Raw genomic sequence first — 17940 nt, 5'->3', positions numbered from 1 at the left:
CGTGCTGAGAGGTCAAAACAACAGAGCCCTTCTCTGAATCAGAAAAGGGCTCCGCAAATATTAATTTACTAATTCTGACTACCAGAATCCGATATAAAGTGCCGCAAGTATTCCGGTTATAATCAAAGATCCAATTATAAAGCCTGGGTTTGTTTTGAACATCTTCGTATCCACTTCCAGAGCATTTATTCTCAAACCTTTCCGGTTCTCGATCATACTGATGATATACATACCGACCACACAGACTACAAACACAATACCCATACGATCTAAGAAAGGAATCTCGTAAACGCCGGAAGCAGTCGGAGATGCAAATCCGATCGGGTAAAGGAACTTAAGATTTACCAGTCCGGGAAGAACCTTAAGTATTACCGAAAACACAAACCCGCCGATAGTAGCAAACAGGGCTGCGTTAGAAGTAGTCTTTTTCCAGAAGAATCCAAGGATGAACATGGCAAAAATACCAGGGGAAACGAAACCGGTATACTCCTGAATATATTGGAACCCGCCCTGTTTATCCATTCCAAGGTGTGGTGCAATAACAACGCCCAGTATCATCGAAACCACTACCGTTACTTTTCCGATGATGACAAGGTTCTTCTCACTTGCATTCTTATTGAAAACGTTCTTGTATATATCAAGGGTGAAAATAGTAGCGATACTGTTTACTTTACCAGCAAGGGAGGCTACCACAGCTGCAGATAATGCAGCAAAAGAAAGACCTTTTAATCCTACCGGAAGCAGGTTCAACAGAACAGGGTAAGACTTGTCGGGGTTCGTGATTGAAGCGAAATCACCTGACTTTTCTTTGAAAAGTACAAAAGCAGCGATCCCTGGAAGAACAATAAGAACAGGCATCAATAGCTTAAGGAAAGCAGCGAACAGGATCCCTGTGCGGGCAGTCTTCAAGTCGGCACCTAACGCCCTCTGAACAATGTACTGGTTACATCCCCAATAGTTCAGGTTCACGATCCACATACCGCCGATAAGAACTGACAATCCAGGAAGATCCAGGTAATTCGGGTCTGTTTTCGGCAGGATCATATGAAAGTGCTCGGGCGCACTGGTCATCATTTGCTTGAAACCGCCCAACAGTGTGCTGTTACCAAAGTGCTCAGCAACCTGGTCTAACGCTATATAAGTCGTTGCAAGTCCACCTAAAACCAGAAAGAACACTTGAACCACAGAGGTATACCCGATAACCTTCATCCCTCCGAGGGTAATGAAAATTGCAAAAACTGCAAGACCGATCATAGCCCAGTTTAAATCAATTCCTGATACACCACTCACGGCAATAGCTCCGAGATATAATATTGAAGTAAGGTTTACCACCACATACAAAAGAAGCCAGAATACCGCCATTACCATTGCTACAGTACTGTTATAGCGCTGGTTGAGGAATTGAGGCATCGTATATATCTTATTCTTAAGATATACAGGAATAAAATACACCGCTACGATAATCAGCGTTAGAGCTGCCATCCATTCGTAAGTAGCTATAGCCAGGCCGATTTTAAAACCTGATCCGCTCATTCCTACAAATTGCTCAGCAGAAATATTAGAGGAGATCAGCGAAGCTCCGATAGCCCACCATGTTAAAGATCCTTCAGCCAGAAAGTAATCTTTAGAGGCCGAGCTGCTCGACTTTTTCTTCTTATAAATCCACCATCCATATCCTGCAACCATTACAAAATAGATGAGAAAAACAATGTAATCTTTCGTGTCCAGAGTGTTCATTTGAATTCAGGTTTTCTAATTCTTTATTTATATTTAGTTATTTAATTGCTTAAGATCCTTCCTTTCGCTTTAAGCGCACGCAAATGTATCATATTCTTCAAAATATGCATTATCGGTTCTGATAAAAGTTAATTTCCACAACATTTTTTCTGTTGTGGAACCTAACAAAAAGGCCTTTTATTAATAAGTGTAAAAGACACAATTCCGAGGGGATTAAAGTATGAATATTTATTTAGTTTTTAAAAGCCTCATTTTAATTTTCTTTAGCCTCTAAAAGACGAAAGGCCTGATTAACAAATCAAGCCTTTCCAGGAGTCTTATAATTTTATTTCGACCTTTGAGCGTATATCAACGGAAGAACTCCCCGCCAATATCTCAAATCCTCCGGGCTCCAGCACCCACTTAATTTGCTTGCTGTCGAAAAAGCTGAAGGCCTCCTTATCCAGTTTAAAAATCAGCTCCTTCACCTCCCCTGGCGCCAGGAATATTTTACTAAACGATTTAAGCTCCTTCTCAGGTCTTTTCAATGATGCCTTTTTATCGTGAACATATATTTGAACAATCTCTGCACCTGCCATTGTTCCGGTGTTCTTAACGTTCAGTCTCACAAACGTGTCTCCATTAACGATAGCTGCCGAAAGTTTACCATATTCAAAAGTAGTATACGACAGACCATGCCCGAAAGCAAACTGCGGTTTTACTTTGTAAGTATCAAAATACCGGTACCCTACAAAAATGTCCTCATTGTAATGAACATTAACACTGTCGCCAGGGTATTCTCCTAATTTGTGAGCTGGAGAATCCTGCAGTTTCTTTGGAAATGTTACAGTGAGCTTTCCTGAAGGATTCACCTTTCCCAGAATAATTTCTGCAAGTGCACTGCCGCCTTCCATTCCAGGATAACCTGCCTGGATAATTCCTTTCACTTTATTCACCCAGGCCGACATGTCAATCGGACCGCCGCCATACAATACAACTATTGTATTCGGGTTTGCCCTGGCCACTGCAGTAATAAGTTCATCCTGTCCAAAAGGCATTTCCATGCTTGGTTTATCAAATCCTTCAGCGTCATAAGCATTATCATCCCACTTGCTGTAATCATATCCATGAATCCAGCCCCCGGCAACAATCGCTATATCGGCGTGTTTAGCTGCATCCACAGCCTTCTGGATCAGTGACGGATCAGCCTTCGCATTTCGCGCAATTGTGTAGCCTTGTTCAAACCGTATACCAGCGTCACTTCCGGCAAGGTTTTGCAAACCTGCGAGAAGAGTGACTTCATAAGGCGGCCTAACCTGCGAACTCCCGCCTCCCATTGCATTCTCCCTGTTCGCATTCGCACCAATTACAGCGATGGTCTTAACCATCTTACTAACGGGCAGAATATTCTTCTTATTCTGCAGGAGGATAATACCTTCCTCTGCTACTTTCTTTGCTACTGCGGCATGTTCCTTTGTAGCGAGTTCACCGGGAGTACGCTTATCGAACATATGCGTTTTAAACATTATCCTTAATATCCGTCTTACTTTATCATCTATAACTTTCTCAGACACCTCTCCGCTACGTACCATTTTTAATGCAGGATCGGCAAAGTAAAATTTATTATAGTCGGGATTGGGGAGCATGGAAAGATCAGTACCCATTTCCAGATCAGCACCGCCTAATAGCGCCTCCTTCGTACTATGTATAGCACCCCAATCGCTCATTACCAACCCCCTGAAACCCCATTCGCCCTTTAATATTTTATTGATCAGATAGTCGTTATAAGTACAGTATTCGCCACGCAACTTGTTGTATGATCCCATCACCGTATTTACCTCACCTTCAATTACCGCGGCTTTAAAACCGGGAAGATAAATCTCACGTAAGGCACGTTCACTCATTTCCACATTGATGCCATCCCTTCTTATCTCCTGGTTATTCCCCATGAAATGTTTCAGGCTTGCCGAGATTCCCTGATCCTGAACACCCTTAATATAGCCAACCACCATCTTCGAAATTAAATAAGGGTCTTCACTCATATATTCAAAATTTCTTCCGTTGAGAGGAGTGCGTATAATATTGATCCCGGGACCAAGGATTACATCTTTGCCGCGATATTTGGCTTCACTTCCCAATACAGCGCCGAAAGCATATCCAAGTTCGGGGTTCCACGTGGAAGCAAGCGTGATACCTGTAGGAAGATAGGTAGACGAGTCGTTTCCTTTATTATCCAATACCCAGTCGCGGCCATGTTCCGGCCGTACGCCGTGAGGGCCATCGGAAGTGGTCAGTTCAGGAACACCGAGACGCGGGACACCGGTAGAAGTGAACGAAGAATTAGCATGTATCATACCAATTTTCTCTTCAAGAGTCATCTTCCTGATCAGGTCTTCAATTTTAGCTTCTGCTGCCGGATCGCTTTTCTCCTGACTGAAGGATGAAGTGCCGCCATACAATAAAACACAGGCAATAGATAAGAACAGCTTAGTTAAGGGAATTTTCATAATATCGGTTTATAATAAGTTGATTCAAATACGCTTCGTGAGTGAAAATCACAAAAGACCAGTATCCAAAAGTAAGTAGTTCCAGAATATATAATGGACAATAAATGTAATTATTTAGGGTGCGAAATGTTAACTCCCGCCTGTTATCATGTCAATTTTTTATGGCCCTGTAACGAAATGTTAAATCCCTGCGTCATGTCCATTATGAAATTACGCGCTACATTCCCCTTGATGCTTCTTTTAATAACAGCATCTCTATCATGCAGGAAAAATAAGAAAGAGACGCCGGAACAAACGTCATCTGTTGCAATAACGGGTCAGGATTACCAAACAATAGCCATTGGAGATCAGATCTGGACTGTTACAAACTATGCCGGTGCCGGAGGAATATTTTATGATGATGCAAAGACCAAACCAGAGTATGGAAAATATTATACGTTCGAAGAAGCAAAAGCCATCGTTTTACCTGAAGGCTGGAGAATTCCCTCGAGGGAAGACTTTATAAAACTAGCGGAATCGCAGGGAGTTGTATTCAACGGTTTTGAAGCTTTGAATCCCGAGCCATTAAAGAAGCTGGCCTCAAAGTCGCGTTGGAAAAATATATCGGGAACTAACGAGTCAGGCTTCAATGCATATCCCGCGGGATACTCATTAAATAATTCAGCCCCTCAGGATGGGGACATTTGTGAGTTCTGGACTACAGATGGCACTACCGTTAGCATTCAGGAAGGAGCGAACTCGCAATATAGATTCACATTTTATAACGACAGTGCTAATCCGGTGTATAAGTTTAATCTGCGCTTTGTAAGGAACCGTTAAAGGAATAACTTTTCTCTTTTTCGGTAGGGAACGTAATCACTTTATCATCATAACGAAGTGTACATGGGTTTCCCAGCCGGGAGGTGATGGTCGCGTACCACAGCTTGCCCTCCTGCCAGTCGATATTGATTTCAAAACCTCCCCGGGCAACAATGCCATGGATGCAGCCTTTCTGCCACACCGCAGGCAGGGCAGGCAGTAATTCGATTTCTCCGGCATGACTTTGCATTAGCATCTCGGTAATTCCCGCTACAGCTCCGAAATTGCCGTCTATTTGAAAAGGAGGATGATTATCGAAAAGGTTCGGCAACGTCGACTTCTGTAATAAAGCACTCAGGTTTTGATATGCAGCTTCACCGTCGCGCAGGCGGGCAAAAAAGTTAATGATCCATGCGCGGCTCCACCCGGTATGTCCTCCACCGTGGGATATCCGGTAGTCCAGCGTTTTCCTTGCCGCCTGTAACAGTTCCGGGTTCTGCTGATAGCTTATCTGCTTACCGGGATACAATCCGAATAAATGGGAGATATGACGATGACCGGGTTCGGGCTCCTCAAATTCTTCTGTCCATTCCATAATCCTTCCATCCTTGCCAAGTTTCGTAGGCGAAAGCCGTTTAAGAATTCCCTGTAATCTCCTACTAAAGCTATAATCGCGCTTAAGGACTTTTGCAGCAGCTATGGTGTTAGTTAACAGGTCACGGATGATCATATGATCCATGGTAGGCCCCATTACCATGGTAGCTATCGCTCCGCTTTTTGTTTTAAATGTGTTCTCAGGTGAAATGGACGGCCCGGAAACAAGCAAACCGGTATGTGGGTCTTCTACAAGCCATTGCTCGCAGAATGTCGCAGCATCTTTCATCAGAGGATATGCGAGCTCCTTTAAGTACTTCCGGTCTTCCGTAAACAAATAATGCTCCCATAAGTGCTGAACGCTCCATGCCATGCCCATCGGCCACATTGCCCATTGTGTCTGGCCGTACGTTTCTGTAAAGTGCCAGGGGTCGGTAGTGAAATGTGCCACAGTTCCCTTCAGTCCGTACATATCCTTTGCGGTTTTCTTTGCATCGGGCTTCAGTTCGTTCAAAAAGCCAAGAAAAGGCATATGCATTTCGCTGAGATTTGTAATCTCCGATGGCCAGTAATTCATCTGGATGTTGATATTGATATGATAATCGGCGCTCCAGGGAGGTGTTAACCCGTCTGCCCAGATTCCCTGAAGGTTCGCCGGCAGTCCACCGGGACGGGAACTGCTAATAAGCAAATACCGGCCAAACTGATAATAAAGTTTTATCAGAGAAGGATCCGAATTACCATTTTGAACCGCTGTGATACGACTGTCGGTAGGAAAATAAACGGCGTCCGTCGTTCCGAGATCAAGCTCTACACGCTTGAAATATTTTTGATAATCAGCGATATGATCACTCTTTAGAGTTTCAAACGACTTACCTTCTGATAAAGAAATAAGATTCGCAGAAACGACCGAAGGATTAGTTCCCCGGTAGTCGGTGGCTGCTGTGAGGAGAAGCACAACGGTGTTTGCCTTATCCACCTTTATTGATGTCCCTGCGGCTTGCAGCGAACCACCTTCATTGAGCACTTTTACCCTCGTTACCATCTTTACGCCGGTGCCATCACCAACATGTTCCGACATCATTAATTCGTTCCCCGATGCCTCCAACTTTGCTTTGTTTCCTGGCCGGCTCAACTTTAATGCAAGACTCAGCGACGCTGCCTTGCTTGCCGTTAACCTGATGATAAGCGCGTTCGCAGGAAAACTCGAAAAGACTTCCCTTGTAAAAGTGACGTCTTCAACCTGGTATGTCACTTTGGAAACTGCTGTTTCCAGGTCAAGATCTCTTGTATAACCTGACACCTCCCCTTCCGGCAACGAAAAATCTATATGCAAATCGCCCAGAGTCTGGTATGAGCTGTTCGTTTTCTTATCCCCCATCATTGCCGACTGCGCGAGTTTTTGTGCTTCTGCATACTTGCCTTCGAAAAGCAACTTCCTCACTTCGGGCAAAGCAGCCTTCGACTGTGGATTCACGAAATCTTCCGGCTTCCCCGTCCACACAGAAGACTCATTCAGCTGTAACCTTTCACTCGCGATTCCACCAAAAACCATTGCTCCAAGAGTTCCGTTTCCTACAGGCAATGCTTCATTCCAGTTAGCCGCAGGGCGGCTAAACCAAATTTTAAGGTCGTCAGGCTTTTGCTGGGCAAAAGATGACATCGGCAATATAAAGAGCAGTAGCAGGCGGAACATTTGCAAAACAAAAGAGTTACTTTTCATAAATTGACGTTTAAATCTACTTATTGCATCCCCGGAGGGAACGATAAAGCTACCAATTAGTAATTAAAAATTATATCTCCTGAATAAATACACAACCTGCCTCATGCAGATTATCAGAAAGGAATTAAGAGAAAAATAGGTTAAATCAGCCAAAGAAGAGAAAAGATACCATCCCGGACAAATGAATACCCCCAGACCATTTTCGCCTCCACACTCGTTATACCAACCTTCACCCCCAGTATAGACTGGTCTTTATTAATGCCACTGATATACTGCTTATGTTCCGCCCAGAGCCCGCCTTTTGTGTATAAAGGCGGACTTTATGCACGATTTAGCCAGTAATCTGGTTGCCTTCTTTATACTGTGTTTAAATTGCGAATTTGTCTTGACCTTTCTGTTGTATTATCTCAACTTTACTTTGCAAACCGGCAGCTCCGGCGCCCATGACCCTCTGGACCTTCGATTCAATCATTCTCCCCCGGGCCTTAACGACGCTTCAGTTAGCCCTTTAATAACGATTATGGCAATTTTAGAGAAAAATGGTGCCCTGCGCGGAACGGCAGGCACGGTAGTATTCCGAAGGTTCCGTACCCATACGGTAGTGCAGAAGCTTCCCGAGAGAAAGAAAGGACAGACCCTGGCCAGCCGCGCCAGCGCCTGCGAGTTCGGACTGGCCAGCACCTCGGCGGCCTCTATCCGCGATGCCCTGAAGCCTGTCTTCCGCAACCGTCACGATGGGGCCATGGTGAACCGCTTCAACAGTGCGGTATACCACAGCATCTTAGGCAGCAGAACGGCGGCCCGTGGCAACCGTGACCTGCACGATGGCGACCTGGACTGCCTGAAGGGCTTTGAATTCAATGCTGAAAGTCCCCTGAGTGAAGCCCTGAAGGTAAAACCGGTGGTATCCCTTAGCCCTGAAGGCAGGATCCGCATCCAGATGGATGCCCTCCACAGCAATACAGACCTGAAGGTACCGGCAAAGTTCAGGGAGATGACCGGCAGGTTCCGGCTGCGCTTTCTGGTCACAGCCCTCAACTTCCGCAGCGAATACTATGAGTATGTGGCTGTAAAGGATGTGACAGTGATCAACGGGATGGCCCTGGAGGCACAGGACTTCGAAATGGAAGGAACTATTCCCCAGGGATGTATGGTGTTGGTAACCTTATCGCTGGAATGCCTGATGCGGAATGATACGGATAATAACATCGAGCTGATCAATACCCTCTCGTTCAGTCCGGCAGCCATTTTAGCGGCGTTTCAGATCGCTGAGGCAATGCCTATGGGTCAATCGGCAGAAGCAAAAAAGCAGGCCTGGGACGATTATTCCATAATGGAAGGGTACAACGGGAATACCTTGTTAGTGAAAATGGCCGAACTGGCCGAACTGGCGGCTGCAGGTCAGAGGAAACAGCGGCGGGGGAAGCGATCCGGGGGCGGTACTGAAGAAAGGGATCCGGGCGGTATAAAGAAGCAGGCTGTCAGCACTTCGAAAAGTGATGAAGGGGCTTCTTTTGTGGTGATTGGCAAGAGGTTTGGGTTTTAAGGAGTTTGTGCTTTTGTACTTTTTTCTTTGACCGCAAAGAAAAAAGCTACCAAAAAAGAAACTCGCGGCTGCTTTCATTGCTTTGAAAGGGTGTGCGGATACCGGGTTTAGAGCTGCCGCAATGAAAAAGGCCGCAGGTTACGGTTATGGCAGGGTGGTGATGGCAAATCGGAATAAGGGATAGGGCTGAAATACAGAAGAACAAAAGACAGATGCAGAGTTGGCCTATTTGGTTACTGCCGCCGTAATGAAGATGGTGGCGGGATAGCTTATGGTAGGGTGATGATGGCAAGACGGAATAAAGGATAGCTGAATTGCTGCCGCAATGAAGATGGTGGCGGGATAGCTTATGGTAGGGTAGTGATAACAGCCCGGACATCTATTTGCTCTCTATGTCAATGACTGCTGATTCCAAGCCTTCCGATACCGCCTCGATATGGATTTTCCCGGCTTTATATTGCGACTGGATAATTGCTAAGGCAAGCCCGTTAAATGCTTTCCTGTCAGCCGACTTAAAACGTTCGTGGCTGGTGGGGTTTCCATTGTCGGTAGCATTCAGGAAGCCTTCGCCCGTCACTTTAAATCTAAGAAGGTTACTTGCTGTGGGGACCGTGTTGCCATCGCCATCCAACACCTGGGCTGTAATGAACGACAGGTCGTTCCCGTCCGCGTTTATGGTGTCCCTGTCGGCTACGAGTTGAATTTTTGCAGGCTTGCCGGCAGTTTTCACTTCACTGGACAGTACATTTTTACCGTCTTTCCGCGATATTGCACGAAGAGTGCCGGGAGTAAAAGGTACCCGCCATTTAACATGCATCCGGTCCCCCTGCTTTGCCTTCGTTCCCTGCGATTGTTCATTAAGAAAGAGCTCAACCTCGTCGGCATTATTGTAATATGCTACTACATCCACAGTGTCGCCTTGTTTCCAGTTCCAGTGCGGATAAATATGTAAAACGGGCTTGTCTGTCCAGGCACTTTGATACAGATAATAAATGTCTTTGGGGAAGCCAGCCAGATCGATAATGCCGAAGTATGAACTTCGTGCTGGCCAGGGGTATGGAGTAGGTTCTCCAAGGTAATCAAAGCCAGTCCAAACGAACATACCTGAGACGTGAGAATTCTTGTTTAGCTCGATCAGGCTTTCTTCGTGAGTAGAACCCCAGGGTGCGCTGACATGGTCGTAAGCTGACACCGTAAAATCCGGGTTTCCGCCTCCTTTAATGGGTTTATCCCAGGCTTCGGGCCAGCGTCTGATGGTGTCGAATGGAATAAGGTCATAGTGCCCCCTGGTTTGCAATGCAGATGTGCTTTCGGTCACGATAAATTTCTTTCCGGGCCAGCGTTTGCTAAAACCGGCCCATGCTTTGTGATTATAGTTATACCCAACCAGCGCGAACGCATTCGATTTAATCAGATTATTCCACTCATTAATCTCGTTGTTTGCAGTGGTAATAGCACGGGTCGTATCGAGTGCTTTTACTATCGACACCAGTTCACGAGCGATGACTCTTCCTGTAGTATCCCCCTTCTTCTCGTCGCCCCACTGCTCCTGGATCTCATTGCCTACGCTCCATATAAAAACGCTGGGATGATTGCGGTCCCGGCGGATCATGTCTTCCAGGTCTTTCCTATGCCACTGATCCCAGTCGAGGTGGTAGTCGAAGGGATTCTTTTGCTTCTTCCACATATCGAAAGCTTCGTCCATCAAAATAAAGCCCATGCGGTCACAAAGATCAAGCAGCTCAGGAGCGGGAGGGTTATGCGACGTACGGATGGCATTACAGCCCATAGCTTTAAGAATTTCCAGCTGACGTTCTGCAGCCCGTGTATTAAAGGCTGAACCAAGTGCACCGAGATCGTGATGGTTACATACGCCCCTGATCTGAAGTGGCTGTCCGTTTAATGAAAAACCACTCTGAACATCAAACTTGAAAGTGCGGATACCCAAAGGCGTCTCGTAAGTGTCGAGGGTCTGATTATTTACGATGACCTTGCTAACGACCTTGTACAAAGCGGGATGTGATACAGACCATAAGAGAGGGTTAAGAACCTCAAGAGTTTGCTCAATTTGAGGGCTTGCGCCTGCGGCAATCGTCTTCTTTACGGAGGCTTTTGACACCGCTGCTCCCTGAGGACTATATATCACTGTATTAAGAGTGACCAAAGCGGGTGTTCCAGATTGATTTGTAACCGTAGTTCTAACATTTGTGCGGGCTCGTGCAGGTGTAACCCAGGGAGTAGAAACAAAGGTACCGGACTGCGGTACATGGATCTTTGAGGTAGTTGTAAGCCATACATTTCTGTAGATGCCCGAGCCGGAGTACCAGCGCGAGTTCGGCTGCTTTGAATTGTCGACTTTAACAGCGATCAGGTTTTTTGCAGTGCCATACTTAAGATAGGGCGTAAGATCATAGCGGAAGGAAATATAACCGTTTGGCCTTTTGCCCAGATAATGCCCGTTAATCCAGACTTCGCTACGGTGATAGACCCCGTCAAAGTCAATAAATACCAGCTTACCTATGCTTTCGGTTGGAACAGTAAAGGTTTTCCTGTACCAGCCCGTCCCTCCGGGCAATGCGCCGCCACCGGGGGTAGCGGGATTATCTTTACTAAAATTACCTTCAATACTCCAGTCGTGCGGCAGGTTAAGGACACGCCAGCCTGCATCGCTTTTAGCGGGCGATTGCCAGCCTTCTCCTGCATTTAACTTAAAATGCCAGTTCCGGTTAAAAGACTGGCGCCTTTGATATCCTTGTGCAGTCGTAACAGAACTAAACGACAGGCCCAGCAAACATGTTAATACGAAGGAAAGTAAACGCTTCATTGAGGCAACTTTATTTTTTTAAGCAGGTCAGTGTAGTTTGTTCAACAACACTGACCTGGATGTATTACTAAAGAATATAGTGGAACGCCAGCCATTCATCCTTTGCGGCATCGTAGCTTGTACCAAACCAGATACCTTTGCTTTCGACCTTTCCGGGGAAGGCCTTAATGACTTTTATTTTATTGGTCGTTGGGCTCATCCAATGACCTGGATTCTGGATTAGGGTACCCCCATTAAGGGTTATTTCATTGGTCTCCTGATTAATCGAGAAGATACCCCTGGTAAACGACCCGTTCTGGTTAAGGGTATAATTCATCCCTCCATTGAGACGATCAAAGAGGATCCATGAATTTTTGGCGATAGCGTCCCAATCATCATTCCATCCCCATGTTTTAGAATCAGCTGCAGTCTTGGTCCATCCCTTGCCCTTTGCAATCCAGTCGACAGGATTGCCCGCAGCATCCAGTGCCCACATCCGCCCGGAAGAGGTATTACCAGTTAACATCTCAAGTAATTTTCCGGAGGCAAATGTAGGGTCGAAGCCCTCGTCGGGTCCCGTTTCTTCAGGCACCCAGTTGTCGGAATATTGCTTGGAAATAAAATTGTAAGACAGCATACACAAGCCTTCACCGTCTACGTCCTTATCTCTGATCACTCCCAACTGCATGGTGTTTTCGTCAAGAGATAAAATTGTGTAATTAGACCAGTTGCTTATCCCTCTCAGGCCATTTTTAGCAGGTTTATAATCTCGCAGAATACTTCCGTTAGTGATCGAAAGCGTTTTTCCTGCCGAATTCAGGTAGTACGTGCCTGTTTGGGTCACTTTCTCAAACTTTTTGTCGGCAGTAAAGATAGCGCCGCCTTTCAAGCTGAAAGTCATGGTTCCATAATCGGTTTTCGTCATCTTGTCGGCATAAATAGTGGTAAGATCAGGCCCCCAGGTCCAGCAATCAGCACCATAGCAACCGGTAGAATTTGCCCCACCATTCCAGGGGTTTCCCTCCTTGAGCCAGCCGTTATTGACACCAAAAAAAGTAAGCGGACCGTTAAAGAATTTCGCATCAGTATCGAGCAGCCAAACCTTCTCCTGGCCTACGCCTCCCGAAATGGCCGTCCACAGAGGGTCATTTACATAGTTAAGATTATCCTCGGTCACTTTAATGGTGACAGGATCCAGTTCTACGATTGATCCCCCGGTAAGGACAGCGAATTTAATAGTATAGTCGCCCTTGAATGCAAAATGAACGGTGTCGACTGCATTTGTGGAGCGACCTGTACCAAAGTCCCACATGGAAATAGTTCCTGCAGTTTCATTTTTCAGTATGACCGTGTTACCGCCTGCATCGGCACTTTTATCCTGAACGATGGAGTATTTTATCTCCGACTTATCAAGGGCCCGCTCAAGATTATACTCTTCTTTCCGGCATGTAATCAGAAAAAGCGAAATTCCAAGGAGGATGGAAAACAGTTTTATAGATCTTTTCATCACTAAGATATTTATTTATACAATCAAAATTTACCAACCTGGGTTCTGCTTTAGAACACCATCGGAGAGCGTGATCTGGGTATACGGAATTTGCTGAAGGCCTTTTGTTTCTTTGATCTTTGCTGACGAAATAGTTTTAGTTACGTTAACCCTGCCATTCAGGACCGTTGTTGTCTCTGCTATCTGGGCTGCGGCCTTATCTACACCCTGACGAAGCAAGTCCCAATACCGGATACCTTCGAAGGCAAATTCGAGCCAGCGTTCCTTCTGGATGTTATCAGGAGTAGCTACAAGCGGAGTATATCTGTCTTTATAGGCTCGTTGTCTTACTTCGTTAAAATAAGTTTGAGCATTTGTACTTCCAAGCTCGGTCGCCATCAGCAGCACGTCGGAATAGCGGATAGAGACGTAGTCCTGAAACTGGCCTCTTTGAAAATCCTTATTCCCATAGAGTGCTTCAGGGAGAGGCACGCCGGCTTCATTAACCATTGGGCTATACTTCTTTATATAATATCCTGTATACTCCCGGTGCCCTTTTTGCTTGGTATAAGTTATTTTCTCGTCTTTAATGGAGATTATAGAAGCCAACTTTCGTGTGTCGCCAGTGCCAAAGGCATTCCAGACTTTCGGATTAACGGTAGCGCCGCCCCAGCCATTTCCATAAGGATAGCTAAACTGGTCACGAATTCCATACATGATCATCCAAAAGTTCCCATCAAGGTTTCCGTCGTAATCACTGGTGGCCGTGTATTTAATGGCAAAAATAGTTTCCTTATTATCTTCCCCTGCATAGCCTTCCGGAGAGGAAGCCGGCCATAACTTGGCAAAATCCTCTACCAGGGCATAGCCGCCATTGCTAATGATATCTTCAAGATACGTGAGAGCCTGTGTTTTGCTGACTACACCTACCAGGTCGTTCTTTCCATAGTAGCCAGTGTAAAACAGATAGACACGTGCCAATAGAGCTTCAGCCGCCCATTTTGTCACTCTTCCATGCTGGGCAACAGGCTGGGATGCATAAGCGGTAGCTGGAAGATTGTCGGCAGCAAATTTCAAATCTTCTGCAATTACTTTATATACCTCATCAGGCGCTGCCTGCGGAATATTATCCTTTGAAGGTGTCGTAAGTAATGGAATATTACCCCATAATCTCACCATGTCGAAGTACATGTACGCACGCAGAAACCGTGCTTCCGATTCGTAAGTATTTCTCAGCGTGGCGTTGGTCCCCCAGGCAATCTGATCCATTTTATTGATCAGCATATTGCAGCGATAGATTCCTTCATAGTAAAACTGCCAGTTTTTATTGAAAAGATTGAGATCGGAAGGCGATCTTAATTTGTCGAACTCGTCCATTAACTGATAACCCAGCCCGTCAGAATTTCCCGTACCGCCAAAACAGTCATCAGAAAAAACCTCAGAAGCAACCGGAAGGGCAACTCCATCTGTCCATACTTTCTGAAGTCCATCATAACAACCTACAAGTGCCTTATATGCATCGTCGGGTGTTTTATAAAAGTTTTCTTCGTTTGCCGTCGTTAACGATTCGGTATCCAGAAAGTCTTTACAAGCCGTTGTGAACAAAATCAGCAAAGGCAGTATGAATATCTTATATGTTTTCATATCAATCACGTTTTATTAGAATCTGATGTTAGCGCCGAGTAAGAAGGTTCGCGGACGGGGATAATACCCGAGATCTATACCGGATGCAAAACTCACTGTACCGTAACCAATCTCAGGATCCATTCCGTTGTATTTGGTAAATGTATACACGTTTAACGCCGAAGCATACACCCTGACCTGCCGCAGATAGCTCTTTTTGAGCACTTTGCCAAAGTCGTAGCCCAGGGTAATATTATTTATCCTGAGGAAGTCGCCCTTATGAATATATAGATCGGAGAAGTTGGTCCAGTTCCTGGCATCTTCAGTTACCCGGGGCATAACGTTAGACGATCCAGGGCCATGCCACCTTTCGAGGATAGCAGTCGAATAATTGGCGTACTGGCTGGCCTGATTGCGCCATGACTGGACGAGTTCATTGCCGGCCACCCCTGAAGCAAGGACTGAAAAATCAAAAGCCTTATAGCTCGCCGAAAGGGAAATACCAAAAGTATAGTCAGGATTCGGATTACCAATCATAGTGCGGTCGAGATCAGAAATCACACCATCATTATTCAAATCCACATATCTTACATCTCCAGGCTGTGCTGTTGGTTGAATCACAGTATTCGAGGTGGACCGGTGGTCTGAAACTTCCTGTTCGGATTGAAATACCCCGTCGGTTCTCAATCCCCAGAAGTATCCAATCGGGTATCCGCTCTGGGCACGGTAGAACTCAAGGGAGTTATTAAATAATAAATTCCCTTCGCCGTGGATTATCCCATCTGCATTGGGGATATCGACAACTTTATTCTTGTTATAAGAACCATTGAGCCCTACAGAATAGTTAAAATCACCTAAATTACTCCTGTAGGCAATGGCTAATTCCACTCCTTTATTGCTGACATTACCCCCGTTAATGAAGGGGGCCTTAGCGCCCGCTGTCGCCAGGATAGGGGCCTCGATTAACCAGTCCTTTGTGGTTTTGTCGTACCAGTCGAAATTTACATTTAGTTTCCCATTCAATAAGCTGGCATCAAGCCCAAGGTTTGTTTGTTCGGAAGTTTCCCATTTTATATCGGGATTACCTAACCTGATAGGATAAGCACCGGGGGTAAGATTGGTTTCTTTATCTCCAAATATATAATTGGTATAGGCAAAAGTTATTGGAGTGAGGTATTGAAAGGGGTCAATATTCTGGTTGCCGACCTGTCCCCAACTGGCGCGGAATTTCAGGTAGTTTAACCAGTTCTGCTGGCCCTTCAAAAACGACTCATTAGAAAGTACCCACCCGGCAGATATCGAGGGGAAATAACCCCAGCGGTTGGCAGCAGCAAAACGTGAGGATCCATCGGCCCTGAACGTAGCATTCAGTAAATATGTATCTCTGTAGTTATAATTGAAACGCCCGAAGTAGGATAGCCTTCTGTCGGGATTAACAGGGGCACCGGCAAGGGAAATATTAGCGCCTTCAGAATTGGTAGCGTTAGTGAGCCACGCATGCGGGAGATCACTGAAGACAAGGTTCGTATTGGTGCCTCTTAAGTTAGATCCGGAATAGTCAAAAGACGACGTACCGCCCATCACTTCCAGATGATGATCTGCGTTTAAGTTAAACTTGTACGTAAGGAGGTTTTCCCATAGGAAAGATCTCGTTTTGTCCATCGACTGGGTGACGCTGGTGCTATTATTATAGGCATAAAGTGATAACTTGTAAATCGGAGAAAACGAGCGGGTTTCGTAAACCGAGTAGTCCATCCCGAGGCTCGATTTGAAAGTAAGTCCTTTAATTGGTTCTATTATCAGATATACATCACCTACCAAACGCTGGCTATTTCTCCGGTTCTGATTGCTATAAACCATTTGTGCGTAAGGATTTGCCTCACCTTCGAACCATTCGGAGCCCGTATTGTCAAAGAAATTGCCATTCTCGTCGTACATCGGAACAAACGGACTGGTATTAAAAGCGCCACGCAAAGCATTGTTATACTGATTGCCCACCTGGATTCCGTTATTTTTAACATAACTGAAAGTGAGATGCTGTCCCATCTTTACAATGTCCTTATAGAAATTGTGTTCAGAGTTCCCCTTAAAATTATATCGTTGGTAATCAGACAATGCTTTTCCGCCAACAATCCCTTCCTGAGAAGTATACGACAGGGCAGTTGAGAAAATGGATGCACCCGAAGATCCCTGTGCTCCTAAAGAATAATTCTGAGTTAATGCATCTTTAACAAACATCTCATCAATCCAGTTAGTACCCTGCCCCATTGCGGCAATTTGCTCATTGGTAAAATAGGGCGATTTACCTGAGTTAACTGCCGCTTCATTCATGATGGAAGCGTACTGCTGAGAGTTGAGCAGCTCTGCTTTACTTGCTACATTTTGAATTCCTGTAAAAGAATCGAAATTTATCTGTGCCGCCTGGCCCGCTTTCCCCTGTCTGGTGGTCACCAAAACAACGCCATTCGCCGCTTGCGAACCATAGATAGCCGCAGATGCTGCGTCTTTTAAAATATCTATCGACTCAATATCAGCAGGGTTTAAATAGGAAATATCCCCGGTCTGCACTCCATCCACGATATATAGAGGTCCGGCGTTATTAATAGTACCTAAACCTCTGACAACAACTTTCATACCTTCACCCGGTTGCCCTGATGTAGATGTTATCTGCACGCCGGGAGTTTGTCCCTGTAAAGCCATTAAGGCATTGGTTGTATTCTGACGCTGAAGATCTTCGCCTTTTACCTGAACGGTTGCACCTGTTACCAGCTTCTTTCGTTGAACGCCATAACCCACCACCACCACTTCATCCAGATCTTTCACATCGTCCTTAAGTTGCACATTGATGGTATTACTTTGCCCTACAGCAACTTCCTGCGCCTGGAATCCCACAGAGCTAAACTGAAGTACGTCGCCGGCGGAAACTTTGATAGTGAAAGCTCCGCCAACATCCGTACTGGTTCCTCCGGTCTTTCCTTTTATTTTGACCGCAACACCAGGTACAGGCTGCTTATCTGAAACGGCTGTTACCTTTCCGGTTATTGTCCTGTTCTGGGCATAACCAGCGACGCTATACAGCATCATGGAAATAATGGCCCACAAGAGAACCCTTATCCTCCTTTTTGTAATAGTTCTTTTCATTCT

Annotated in this window: 9 protein-coding genes; 2 read left to right on the top strand and 7 right to left on the bottom strand. The window is 45.6% G+C overall.

What is annotated here, in order from left to right:
• Positions 1-78: 78 nt before the first annotated feature.
• Together BDE36_RS03525 and BDE36_RS03520 are read right to left on the bottom strand one after the other, a co-directional pair.
• Positions 79-1737 carry a sodium:solute symporter family transporter gene (locus tag BDE36_RS03525; RefSeq protein WP_128771373.1) on the bottom strand — a complete coding sequence of 553 codons (1659 nt, stop codon included), beginning with the start codon at positions 1735-1737 and terminating at the stop codon, positions 79-81.
• Positions 1738-2054: 317 nt separating this feature from the next.
• Positions 2055-4223, bottom strand: a complete 2169-nt coding sequence (locus BDE36_RS03520) for a glycoside hydrolase family 3 C-terminal domain-containing protein (protein ID WP_141813746.1) — start codon at positions 4221-4223, stop codon at positions 2055-2057.
• A gap of 195 nt (positions 4224-4418) precedes the next feature.
• Between BDE36_RS03520 and BDE36_RS03515 the strand changes: the two genes are divergently transcribed.
• Positions 4419-5042, top strand: coding sequence for an FISUMP domain-containing protein (locus BDE36_RS03515; RefSeq protein WP_161987527.1), 624 nt, complete (start codon positions 4419-4421; stop codon positions 5040-5042).
• On the opposite strand, the gene BDE36_RS03510 is transcribed toward BDE36_RS03515, so the two are convergent.
• Positions 5014-7338, bottom strand: coding sequence for a glycoside hydrolase family 95 protein (locus tag BDE36_RS03510; protein ID WP_141813744.1), 2325 nt, complete (start codon positions 7336-7338; stop codon positions 5014-5016). The two genes, BDE36_RS03515 and BDE36_RS03510, sit on opposite strands and share 29 nt — an antisense overlap.
• Before the next feature lie 322 nt (positions 7339-7660).
• Between BDE36_RS03510 and BDE36_RS03505 the strand changes: the two genes are divergently transcribed.
• The gene (locus tag BDE36_RS03505; protein ID WP_141813743.1) at positions 7661-8884 is read left to right on the top strand and encodes a hypothetical protein; all 1224 of its coding nucleotides are present in this window, start codon (positions 7661-7663) and stop codon (positions 8882-8884) included.
• Positions 8885-9263: 379 nt separating this feature from the next.
• Here the strand turns inward: BDE36_RS03505 and galB are convergent, their stop codons facing one another.
• The 4 genes from galB to BDE36_RS03485 all read right to left on the bottom strand — a co-directional run bounded on the left by galB (position 9264) and on the right by BDE36_RS03485 (position 17937).
• Positions 9264-11708 (bottom strand): beta-galactosidase GalB, encoded by a 2445-nt coding sequence (gene galB, locus BDE36_RS03500; protein ID WP_141813742.1) that lies wholly within the window; start codon positions 11706-11708, stop codon positions 9264-9266.
• Between the two features lie 67 nt (positions 11709-11775).
• Positions 11776-13194: a hypothetical protein gene (locus BDE36_RS03495; protein WP_141813741.1), complete on the bottom strand. Its 1419-nt coding sequence runs from the start codon at positions 13192-13194 to the stop codon at positions 11776-11778.
• A gap of 30 nt (positions 13195-13224) precedes the next feature.
• Complete coding sequence (locus tag BDE36_RS03490; protein WP_141813740.1) at positions 13225-14817, bottom strand: RagB/SusD family nutrient uptake outer membrane protein; 1593 nt, start codon at positions 14815-14817, stop codon at positions 13225-13227.
• Positions 14818-14832: 15 nt separating this feature from the next.
• Positions 14833-17937, bottom strand: coding sequence for a SusC/RagA family TonB-linked outer membrane protein (locus BDE36_RS03485; RefSeq protein ID WP_141813739.1), 3105 nt, complete (start codon positions 17935-17937; stop codon positions 14833-14835).
• Positions 17938-17940 lie beyond the last annotated feature (3 nt).

It is taken from the genome of Arcticibacter tournemirensis (assembly GCF_006716645.1).
In the GTDB taxonomy this organism is placed as follows: Bacteria; Bacteroidota; Bacteroidia; order Sphingobacteriales; family Sphingobacteriaceae; genus Arcticibacter; species Arcticibacter tournemirensis.
This window is presented reverse-complemented; position numbering and strand designations above follow the sequence as displayed.

What these genes read in the sequence shown, in the direction of transcription:
- BDE36_RS03510 (WP_141813744.1), bottom strand. Translation starts at nt 7,338, where the DNA reads ATGAAAAGTAACTCTTTTGTTTTGCAAATGTTCCGCCTGCTACTGCTC.
- BDE36_RS03520 (WP_141813746.1), bottom strand. Translation starts at nt 4,223, where the DNA reads ATGAAAATTCCCTTAACTAAGCTGTTCTTATCTATTGCCTGTGTTTTA.
- BDE36_RS03485 (WP_141813739.1), bottom strand. Translation starts at nt 17,937, where the DNA reads ATGAAAAGAACTATTACAAAAAGGAGGATAAGGGTTCTCTTGTGGGCC.
- BDE36_RS03525 (WP_128771373.1), bottom strand. Translation starts at nt 1,737, where the DNA reads ATGAACACTCTGGACACGAAAGATTACATTGTTTTTCTCATCTATTTT.
- BDE36_RS03515 (WP_161987527.1), top strand. Translation starts at nt 4,419, where the DNA reads ATGTCCATTATGAAATTACGCGCTACATTCCCCTTGATGCTTCTTTTA.
- BDE36_RS03490 (WP_141813740.1), bottom strand. Translation starts at nt 14,817, where the DNA reads ATGAAAACATATAAGATATTCATACTGCCTTTGCTGATTTTGTTCACA.
- BDE36_RS03495 (WP_141813741.1), bottom strand. Translation starts at nt 13,194, where the DNA reads ATGAAAAGATCTATAAAACTGTTTTCCATCCTCCTTGGAATTTCGCTT.
- BDE36_RS03505 (WP_141813743.1), top strand. Translation starts at nt 7,661, where the DNA reads ATGCACGATTTAGCCAGTAATCTGGTTGCCTTCTTTATACTGTGTTTA.
- galB (WP_141813742.1), bottom strand. Translation starts at nt 11,708, where the DNA reads ATGAAGCGTTTACTTTCCTTCGTATTAACATGTTTGCTGGGCCTGTCG.